We start from the raw sequence: 9,470 nt of genomic DNA, 5'->3' as shown, positions 1-9,470 counted from the left end.
TATCTATGCGGATTGGTATACGTGAACAATGGTTACGAAATTTAAGGGAGAATAAAGTGGAGTTAGGGCTATTTTCGTTAAGTTTAACGGTTAAAGACATCAGCAAGTCGAAGACGTTTTATGAGGCCTTGGGCTTTGAAGCCATGCCTTCATGCGGCTCGGTGGAAGATAAATGGTTAATGATGAAAAATGGCACCACCATGATTGGGTTATTCGAAGGGATGTTTGAAGATAACATTATGACCTTCAACCCAAGTGATGTTAGGGCACTTCAGGCAAATCTAGTTGAACAAGGCATCGCTTTAGACGTGCCTGTGAAAGGCGATAGCGGCCCCGGGCATCTCATTGTTAAAGACCCGGATGGCAACGCTATCATGTTCGATCAGTTTTAATATAAAGTAGCGCTTCTAATCGCGATTTGTGGGCTAACTTGTAATACACTTTTTGAACAATTACTCTTAAATTAAGGGAAAGTCAGAAAGGGAAAGCATGTTGAAAACAAAACTGTTATTTCTAGCAATGGCATTGATGGCTAATGTGGCGTGCCAGAGCACTAAAAGCAGTGATGCCCAGAGTAAGAGTGAGTTAGCACCTTACAATTGGCAGATTAGCGAATTCGCATTAATCGATGTGGAAGAACCCGGTGCGCTCTTTGCGTTATCTGAGCAGCAAAAGCAGCACTTTCTTTCTTATTATAATTCGCCCACAAAAGCACACGTATCGCCTAATTTTCGCCTCGCTTATTATTTGGATAACTTAGTCTCGAACTTCAGTTACGCTGGCGATACGCTAAAAGCACAAGATGTTCTAAACAAGCGATACGGAAACTGTATGTCGCTTGCTGTGCTTACTACAGCGCTTGCCAAGATCGTTAACCTTGATGTGGTTTATCAACAAGTCCATACCCCACCACTTTATCGACGGTTTGGAAACACTCTCACTACGTCAACACATGTCCGAAGCATCATTTTAGGGCCTGAACCCGAAAAAACAGGCGATAGCATCGTTTTTCGGGGAAGAGCTATCATTGATTATTTTCCATCAAGCCGTAACGACCGGGGAGTTTATATCTCCGAGGCTGACTTTATCTCAATGTATTACCAAAATATGTCTGCTGAAGTGATGAGCGACAACCCTGATTTAGCCTACAGTTATTTGTATCGCGCAATGGAATTAAACACAGCGAATGCATCTACGCTAAATTCTCTCGCGGTACTCTACCGTTCAAACGGCTACGAAGAAGAAGCTAGGAAACTTTACGAATTTGCAATTGAAAACCATATCCAATCGGTTCATACGCTATCAAACTTTGCAGTGCTACTTAAGAAAATAGGCGACGTAGAAACCTTATCGCGAATTGGGGAAATGTATTTAAAAACAGACGATGACAACCCCTACCGATGGATAGATTTGGGGAATGCATTTTTAGCGAAAGGTGAGCTTTCGGAGGCAGAAGTGTTTTTCAACAAGGCCATCGCGACAGGACCTTATTTAGGCGAGAGTTACTCGGCTATGGCTAAAACTTACTTTTTAAAGGGCGAGGTGATCAAAGCTGAAAGTATGATGGAAAAAGCGCTCTCTCTTTCGCTGCCTTCGCAGAACAGAGCGCTTTACACCGCAAAGCTACAGGCTATTCAAAATAGCCAATAACGAACGGGGTTCTTGGTGCCGGCCGCGCGCTTAAATTCGCGCTGCCAGTTCAGCGCCTTGACGGATAGCCCGTTTAGCATCAAGTTCAGCCGCTACGTCAGCACCGCCGATAATGTGCACGGTAAATCCTGCCTCTTCTAGAGGTTGTTGCAGAGGCTTAAGCGGCTCCTGACCAGCACATACAATGACGTTATCGACCGGCAATACTTTGGGCGTGTCGTTAATCAGCACGTGCAGGCCTTCATCATCTACTTTCTCGTAGCTCACACCATTTATCATTTGAACATTGTGGTGTTTCAATGATTGCCTGTGGATCCAGCCCGTAGTTTTGCCCAGCCCTTTGCCCACTTTAGACGTTTTACGTTGCAATAGATACACTTCGCGATCTGAAGGCTCTATGGCTTTTTCCTTTAGTGCACCCGGTGCCGCATAGTCTTTATCTATACCCCAATGCGCCAGCCATTTTTCTTTATCTTTGGCTAAATGTTCGTGTTCTACCAGGAACTCTGCTACATCAAAACCAATGCCGCCGGCGCCAACAATAGCCACTTTCTTGCCTACTGGCTTGTGGTCGCGCAATACGTCTAAATAACTCATCACTTTAGGGTGGTCGTGCCCTTCAATTGTAAGCGTACGAGGATTAATACCGGTGGCTAGCACCACTTCATCAAACCCCTTGTTTGAGAGGTTCTCTACGTTTACTTGGGTGTTAAGGTGAACCGTAACGCCCACGCGAGCTAACTGATTGTCAAAGTAGCGTAGGGTTTCGTAAAACTCTTCTTTACCCGGCACTTGCTTGGCGTAATTAAATTGACCGCCAATTTCACTGGCTTTATCAAATAGATGTACCTCGTGGCCGCGCTCTGCGGCATACATGGAAAACGCTAAACCCGCAGGCCCTGCACCTACTACCGCTAGTTTTTTCTTACTTTGAGTAGGGGTAAAGGTAAGTTCGGTCTCGTAGCACGCTTGTGGGTTTACCAAGCAACTTGCACGCTTTTGTTCGAATGCATGGTCTAGGCAAGCCTGGTTACAGGCAATACACGTGTTGATTAGCTTAGACTCATTGCGCATAGCCTTCGCTACAAAGTGAGCGTCAGCCAAGAAAGGTCGCGCCATCGATACCATATCAGCATGGCCTTGTGAGAGTACCGATTCTGCAACTTCAGGCGTATTGATACGGTTAGTGGTAATAAGAGGGATAGACACCTCTTTTTTCATGCGTTCGGTTATCCAGGTAAACGCCGCGCGAGGTACGGATGTGGAGATAGTGGGTACCCTTGCTTCGTGCCATCCAATGCCGGTATTGATTAGCGTAGCGCCTGCTTTTTCGATTTCTTTGGCTAAATATACGACTTCTTCCCACTTAGCGCCGCCTTCGACTAAGTCCAGCATAGACAGGCGATAAATAATGATGAAGTTAGTGCCCACTTTCTCGCGTACACCTTTTACTATCTCAATCGCTAGGCGAGCGCGGTTTTCTAAGCTGCCACCCCATTCATCATTTCTGTGATTGGTGCGCTCACAGAAAAACTGATTTATGAGGTAGCCTTCAGAACCCATAATTTCCACGCCGTCATAGCCCGCCTTTTGAGCTAGGCTAGCGCATTTTACGTAGTCTTTAATTGTGCTTCTTACGCCGCGAGAGGATAATTCGCGGGGCTTAAAAGGGGTAATGGGCGACTTCATCGGTGAAGCCGAAACAGCAAGTGGATGATAACCGTAACGGCCTGAATGCAAAATTTGCATGCAAATTTTGCCATCTTCTTTATGCACAGCATCAGTAATAACACGGTGTTTTTTCGCGTGGCGAGAGCGGGTCATTCTGCCAGCAAAGGGCGCTACCCAACCTGAAATATTAGGGCTAATACCACCTGTTACAATTAGCCCCGCACCACCTTTTGCTCGCTCAGCGTAAAACGCAGCAAGTTTGTCAAATCCACCTTTCTCTTCTTCCAAACCTAAATGCATTGAACCCATTAGGGTACGGTTGCGAAGTTGAGTAAAACCCAAATCCAACGGAGCTAATAAGTTAGGGAAGTAAGGTGAGAGTTGTTCTGAATTGTGGGCAGACTGCGGTGTAGCTGTCTGAGATACGGTCTGAGACGAGGGCGTATTCATAATTGTTCTCTTTTTATTTGCTATGAAGGCAGTCAGTGCATGTCGCTCTTTGCTGCGGCGCAGTGCTCATCTGTCTTTCATGACTTAAGTGCTAATGGTTACACATAATCCGACCACACTAACTTGCCCGACCAGTTGCTTTGATTATTTACCACCACATTCAATTGGTAAAGTGCAGTTACCCTATTTTTAACATAATAAAAAAGCGAGATACCGGGCTAACGGATATCTCGCTTCGTTAATCACTGCTTTTCATCACAAGCATGAATGCGTTACAGGTGAGCGCTTACTTACGATATTGGCATTATTAAAGCAGTGCTCGCCTTATAAGTTACTCGTCAACGTACATTTTTTGCTGAAACTTCAGCGTTTGTTTGCTGCTACCTTTTTGAACGTCAATCTCAAACCTAAAGGTTTCCTGATCGCGAAATGGCAGCACGGCAAGGTAATAGATAGCATCACCTTCTTCCACCTTTTTGAAAGTCAGCTTACGCGAGTTACCTAACAGATTCTTAGCCGTACCTGTGACATCTGCCCGTTGCGCTTCACCGGAAACTTTGTTTAACACCGAAATGTTAACCAACGCATTAAACTTACTTCTTACAATGCCGTAGCTAGCCGCTACTTCAGGTGTCAGAAATGGTGTACTCACCACCATATAGTGAACATCCCATTCACCAAGCGTTTGCTTTTGCTCGGCAAATGCGGAAAAGCTTAAGCATGACATAGCCATCGCAAGAAGTGCTACGTAAGCTTTTTTGATATGTTTTATTCTACCCATGATAGAAACTACCTCTGCCTTCATCTTGTTTTTAATTCTTACCCATTACAGCTTGTTTCGCTCTATGACCCAAACTGCATGACCGATGTTTTCACTAATACTGTCTTTAGCAGACATTGTTTACATAGGGAAAATGTCTCGGATCAGAAGCTGTAGAAACTGTAATGCGATGATGGCAATAAGCACTGATAAATCTAAACCGCCTAATGGTGGGATGACTTTACGTATTGGCGCTAAAAACGGCTCGGTTAGCTGATACAGTACATAGTCAACCGGAGACTGACCTTGTGACACCCAGCTTAAAATAGCGCGTAGCAGCAGCACCCAGAACATTAATGACAGGGTTTCTTTTATCACGCCAACCACTGACAAAATCGCAATGCCGATTGGGTTTAGACTACCGCCAAACATTAACCCAAGGGTTATTAGCTTAAGCGCGCATACCGCTACCGCTAACACAAAAGTAGCGGTGTCGAACCTGCCGATTGACGGAATAATACGGCGCAACGGCCCCACGATAGGGTGGGTTGCTTTTACTACAAATTGACTGAGTGGATTATAAAAATCTGCCTGAACCATTTGTAACCAAAGGCGCAGAATAACCACCATCAAATAAAGGCTAAATAAGGTATCAACCAAAAATACCGTTGCGTTCATGTTGTGTTTTTCCTAAAACGTTATAGCTGTTTTGCCATTTCTTCAGCACGTGCTACGGCGGCGCGCATCGACTTGCTGACAATATCTTTTAAACCTTCATTAATGAAAGTGTTAACGGCTTCTGCGGTAGTGCCGCCCTTAGACGTAACTTGGGCACGAAGCTCGCTTAATTCAAGGTCTGGGTTGTTACAAACCATTTCGGCTGCGCCTAACATCGCTTGTTGGACCATTAAGCGAGATTGCGCTTTGTCAAAGCCCATGTTCATGGCTTCTTCCTGCATATTTTGTAAGAACAAGAAGAAATAAGCTGGGCTGCTGCCCGCTGCGGCGATAACACCGTTAATACCCTCTTCTTTATCTACCCAAACGGTTTCGCCAACGCTGTTCATTACATCGTCAACGTATTGCCTGTCTGACTGAGAAACCGTGTCGTCGGCATACATCCCAGACATGCCCTTGCCTAACAAGCTCGGGGTGTTTGGCATAATACGAACAACAGGGTATTCACCACCTAGCATTTCTTGCAATCTGGCTACCGGTAGCCCAGCTGCAATGCTCATAAACAACTTGCCCGAAAGGTCATTGTTTTTCTGAAGCTCGCCGCACATATCGCCCATTATTTGTGGTTTTACCGCAAGGACTATGGCATCAGCGAATTGGCAGGCTTCATCATTAGATTGTGTGGTGTGAATACCAAACTCGGCCTTCAGGCCGTCTAACTTTGGTGTGGAAGGGTTTGCCGCAAGGATGTTTTCTTTCGCGTACCCAGATTTGATAAGACCACTGATGATGCTGCGGCTCATGTTACCCGCGCCAATAAATGCTAATTTTTTCTGTTGCATGTAAATCCTATTTGTTGGTTGCGTTTAAGTCTGTGTAGCGAGGCGAAGCGCTATCCGTTGGGTTAGCGCGCTAGTTTCGCTTACCGAAAATAGCGGTACCGATGCGCACCATAGTCGACCCGTGTTGAATCGCTTCTGTCATATCACTACTCATTCCTACGGATAGGGTATCAAAATTGCTCAATGATGTATGGTAGTGGTCGAATAATTCTTTTAGCTTAGACAGTGTGGCGCGCTGTTGTTCTTCACTAGGATCTGCTTTGGGAATGGCCATTAGTCCACGCAAGGTCAGGTGCTTTTGAGAGTTAATAAACTCCACTAGCGCATCTAATTCACTTAGGGCTACCCCTGACTTACTCTCTTCGTCATCAATATTAACCTGAATGCACACGTTTAACGGCGGCATTGAGTCAGGCCGCTGTTCGTTTAAGCGACGAGCAATTTTTTCTCTATCTACAGACTGAACCCAATCAAAGTGTTCGGCTACCACTTTGGTTTTATTCGATTGGATTGGACCAATCATGTGCCACTCTATATCGCTTAAGTGAGAAAGTTCCTGAACCTTTTCAACACCTTCCTGCACGTAATTTTCGCCGAACATACGTTGTCCGGCTTCATACGCTTCCATAATATCTGATACGGGTTTTGTTTTGCTAACCGCTAGCAATTTAACGGAATTTGGTGGACGATGTGCACTGGTAGCGGCTTGGTCTATTCCTTTTCGTGCGGAATCTAGTCTTTCTGCTATTGTTTGCATTATTCACCTTGTTTTGGAGAAGTGGTTGTGGATATTACCGAACTTTTGGCTTTCAGTGTTAAGAATAACGCCTCAGATTTACACTTATCAGCGGGCCTACCACCAATTATTCGTGTAGATGGCGAAATGCGTAAGCTGAACGTGCCAGCCCTCGATCACAAACAAGTACATGGTCTCGTTTATGAGATTATGAATGACATGCAGCGCAAAGAATACGAAGAAAACCTGGAAACCGATTTTTCTTTTGAAGTTAATGGCCTGTCGCGCTTTCGTGTTAACGCGTTTGTGCAAAACCGAGGCGCAGCGGCAGTATTACGTACTATTCCCAGTAAAGTATTAACCTTGGATGACCTTGGCGCGCCCGAAATTTTCAAGGAAATTATAAATCAGCCTACCGGCATTGTACTTGTGACAGGTGCCACCGGCTCGGGTAAAAGTACCACGCTTGCGGCCATGGTCGACCATATCAACACCCACAAGCGTGAACATATTCTTACCATTGAAGACCCTATCGAATTCGTGCACGACAACAAGCTTAGCTTGGTAAACCAGCGGGAAGTACACCGCGATACGCACTCGTTTAATAACGCACTGCGCTCGGCGCTTCGTGAAGACCCAGACGTAATTCTAGTCGGTGAGCTACGTGACTTAGAAACCATACGCCTTGCCATTTCAGCTGCTGAAACCGGCCACTTAGTATTCGGCACACTACACACCAACTCTGCACCAAAAACGATTGACCGCATCATTGACGTTTTCCCAGCAGAAGAAAAAGCCATGGTGCGCTCGATGTTGTCGGAATCATTGCGTGCGGTTATTTCACAGACACTGCTTAAGAAAGTAGGCGGGGGCCGAGTTGCGGCTCATGAAATCATGGTGGGGATCCCCGCTATTCGTAACCTTATTCGAGAAGATAAAGTGCCGCAAATGTACTCGGTTATTCAAACGGGCCAGGCTCACGGTATGCAAACTATGGATCAGTGTCTTCAGCGCTTAGTGGCGATGGGGGTTATCACCAAACAAGACGCCGCAGCAAAGTCAGTTGATAAACAGTCGATGAACAGTTTCTAGAGGCCAATATGTTAGATTCACTACTACAAAAAATGGTCGATACCAACGCATCGGATTTATTCGTAACGGCGGGGTTTCCGGTAAGTGCCAAAATTAACGGCAAACTTACGCCAGTGACGGAAAGCGCGACCTCGGAAGAGGCATCGCTGGCGCTGGTTCACGAAGCGATGACTGAAAAACAGCAGAATGAGTTTCACACCACCAAAGAGTGTAACTTCGCCATAGTACGAGAGGGCATTGGTCGTTTCCGCTGCTCTGCATTTTGGCAGCGTGACCAAGCGGGCATGGTGATTCGCCGCATCGTTACTCAAATTCCGAAAGCTGATGATTTGGGTCTGCCGCGAGTATTAAAAGAAATTATTATGGCGAAACGCGGTCTGGTTCTATTTGTAGGTGGAACGGGTACGGGTAAATCCACGTCATTGGCTGCACTTATTGGACATAGGAATGAAAATTCGCACGGGCATATACTGACTATTGAAGACCCTATTGAGTTTGTTCACGAGCATAAGAACTGCGTTATTACTCAGCGCGAGGTGGGCATAGATACCCAGTCTTTCGACGACGCCCTTAAAAGTTCGCTACGTCAGGCGCCTGACGTCATTCTGATTGGTGAAATTCGCTCAATGGAAACCATGGAATATGCCATGTCGTTTGCTGATACCGGGCATTTGTGTGTGGCTACGCTACACGCTAACAACGCAAACCAAGCGATTGAGCGCATTATGCATTTAGCGCCGAAAGATCAGCACGATAAGTTGCGCTTTGACTTAAGCTTGAATATTCGCGCCATCGTGGCACAGCAACTAGTACCTACGCCAGACGGCAAGGGTAGGGTTGCGGCAATAGAAATATTGCTAAACTCGCCGCTAGTACGCGACCTAATACAGCGTAATGAAATAGGCGCGTTAAAAGAAGCAATGAAAAAAGGTAAAGAGCAGGGCATGCAGAGCTTTGATATGGCGCTTTACGACCTTTATAAGGCGGGTAAGATTGATATGGACCAAGCGCTGCACCACGCCGACTCGCCCAATGACCTGCGCTTAATGATCAAGCTTGATACCAGCGACGGTTCTAGCTTAGGTACACTGTCAAATGTATCTATAGATATGGATGACTAATTGCTTTCGCTTTATGCTGAAATCCCTTTAGGGGGAGCTGCATTTGAAACGCTTACTGAAATAAAGCAGTAGAGAGACACGTTTTTCTCGCATGATGAGCAGCCCACGGGCTGCTTTTGTGTTTAACAAGAGGGTAGCCATTGAAAAAACTCTTCACTTCACAAGACGCTTTTGAACTTCAAGCGGTTCGCAGCGAGCTTGATGCTTTATCTATTCCTTATATGGTAAAAAATGAGTTTGCCAGTGGCGCAATCGGAGAGCTGCCTTGGCAAGATTCTCAGCAGGAAGTGTGGCTTGTTGACGACAGCTGGTATGCAAGAGCGTCGAAAGTTATTGAGCTCTTCATTCAGAAATCAAACGATAAGGCATTATCTAGTGAAGACTGGATTTGTGGTGAGTGCAGTGAACAAAACGGCGCTGCTTTTGATGTCTGCTGGCAGTGTGGGGCAGAAAAGTAATAATAGCAAGAG

The 9,470-nt window shown here is 45.7% G+C and carries 10 protein-coding genes; 5 read left to right on the top strand and 5 right to left on the bottom strand.

The features are described from left to right. The first annotated feature begins 56 nt into the window (after positions 1-56). Positions 57-392 carry a VOC family protein gene (locus tag ACFI6J_RS21110; protein WP_014950470.1) on the top strand — a complete coding sequence of 112 codons (336 nt, stop codon included), beginning with the start codon at positions 57-59 and terminating at the stop codon, positions 390-392. A 97-nt stretch (positions 393-489) separates the two neighbouring features. Further along, entirely contained in the window at positions 490-1,650 is a 1,161-nt protein-coding gene (locus ACFI6J_RS21105; protein WP_252118962.1) for a tetratricopeptide repeat protein, read from the top strand. A gap of 30 nt (positions 1,651-1,680) precedes the next feature. On the opposite strand, the gene ACFI6J_RS21100 is transcribed toward ACFI6J_RS21105, so the two are convergent. The 5 genes from ACFI6J_RS21100 to ACFI6J_RS21080 form a co-directional block, all read right to left on the bottom strand. Further along, positions 1,681-3,771 carry an oxidoreductase gene (locus tag ACFI6J_RS21100; RefSeq protein ID WP_462557287.1) on the bottom strand — a complete coding sequence of 697 codons (2,091 nt, stop codon included), beginning with the start codon at positions 3,769-3,771 and terminating at the stop codon, positions 1,681-1,683. 331 nt (positions 3,772-4,102) lie between these two features. After that, on the bottom strand, positions 4,103-4,576 hold the full coding sequence (locus ACFI6J_RS21095; RefSeq protein ID WP_278346555.1) for a DUF4426 domain-containing protein: 474 nt from the start codon (positions 4,574-4,576) through the stop codon (positions 4,103-4,105). Positions 4,577-4,672: 96 nt separating this feature from the next. Beyond that, on the bottom strand, positions 4,673-5,209 hold the full coding sequence (locus ACFI6J_RS21090) for a YggT family protein (protein ID WP_061095732.1): 537 nt from the start codon (positions 5,207-5,209) through the stop codon (positions 4,673-4,675). Between the two features lie 20 nt (positions 5,210-5,229). After that, complete coding sequence (proC, locus tag ACFI6J_RS21085) at positions 5,230-6,051, bottom strand: pyrroline-5-carboxylate reductase (protein WP_278346556.1); 822 nt, start codon at positions 6,049-6,051, stop codon at positions 5,230-5,232. Positions 6,052-6,121: 70 nt separating this feature from the next. Continuing rightward, positions 6,122-6,808 (bottom strand): YggS family pyridoxal phosphate-dependent enzyme, encoded by a 687-nt coding sequence (locus ACFI6J_RS21080; protein ID WP_039227916.1) that lies wholly within the window; start codon positions 6,806-6,808, stop codon positions 6,122-6,124. A 27-nt stretch (positions 6,809-6,835) separates the two neighbouring features. Between ACFI6J_RS21080 and ACFI6J_RS21075 the strand changes: the two genes are divergently transcribed. From ACFI6J_RS21075 to ACFI6J_RS21065, 3 genes are all read left to right on the top strand, one after another. Continuing rightward, positions 6,836-7,879 carry a type IV pilus twitching motility protein PilT gene (locus ACFI6J_RS21075; protein WP_014950464.1) on the top strand — a complete coding sequence of 348 codons (1,044 nt, stop codon included), beginning with the start codon at positions 6,836-6,838 and terminating at the stop codon, positions 7,877-7,879. Between the two features lie 8 nt (positions 7,880-7,887). Then, on the top strand, positions 7,888-9,000 hold the full coding sequence (locus ACFI6J_RS21070; RefSeq protein ID WP_014977241.1) for a PilT/PilU family type 4a pilus ATPase: 1,113 nt from the start codon (positions 7,888-7,890) through the stop codon (positions 8,998-9,000). A gap of 140 nt (positions 9,001-9,140) precedes the next feature. After that, positions 9,141-9,458, top strand: coding sequence for a putative signal transducing protein (locus tag ACFI6J_RS21065; RefSeq protein ID WP_049586039.1), 318 nt, complete (start codon positions 9,141-9,143; stop codon positions 9,456-9,458). Positions 9,459-9,470 lie beyond the last annotated feature (12 nt).

Source organism: Alteromonas sp. G4i13 (genome assembly GCF_054960505.1).
Note: the sequence above shows the minus strand (reverse complement) of the source record. Positions and strands in the feature narration are given on the sequence as shown.

Excerpts from the sequence above, each read along its gene's own strand:
- ACFI6J_RS21070 (WP_014977241.1), top strand. The coding sequence starts at position 7,888 with ATGTTAGATTCACTACTACAAAAAATGGTCGATACCAACGCATCGGAT.
- ACFI6J_RS21105 (WP_252118962.1), top strand. The coding sequence starts at position 490 with ATGTTGAAAACAAAACTGTTATTTCTAGCAATGGCATTGATGGCTAAT.
- ACFI6J_RS21090 (WP_061095732.1), bottom strand. The coding sequence starts at position 5,209 with ATGAACGCAACGGTATTTTTGGTTGATACCTTATTTAGCCTTTATTTG.
- ACFI6J_RS21100 (WP_462557287.1), bottom strand. The coding sequence starts at position 3,771 with ATGAATACGCCCTCGTCTCAGACCGTATCTCAGACAGCTACACCGCAG.
- proC (WP_278346556.1), bottom strand. The coding sequence starts at position 6,051 with ATGCAACAGAAAAAATTAGCATTTATTGGCGCGGGTAACATGAGCCGC.
- ACFI6J_RS21080 (WP_039227916.1), bottom strand. The coding sequence starts at position 6,808 with ATGCAAACAATAGCAGAAAGACTAGATTCCGCACGAAAAGGAATAGAC.
- ACFI6J_RS21095 (WP_278346555.1), bottom strand. The coding sequence starts at position 4,576 with ATGAAGGCAGAGGTAGTTTCTATCATGGGTAGAATAAAACATATCAAA.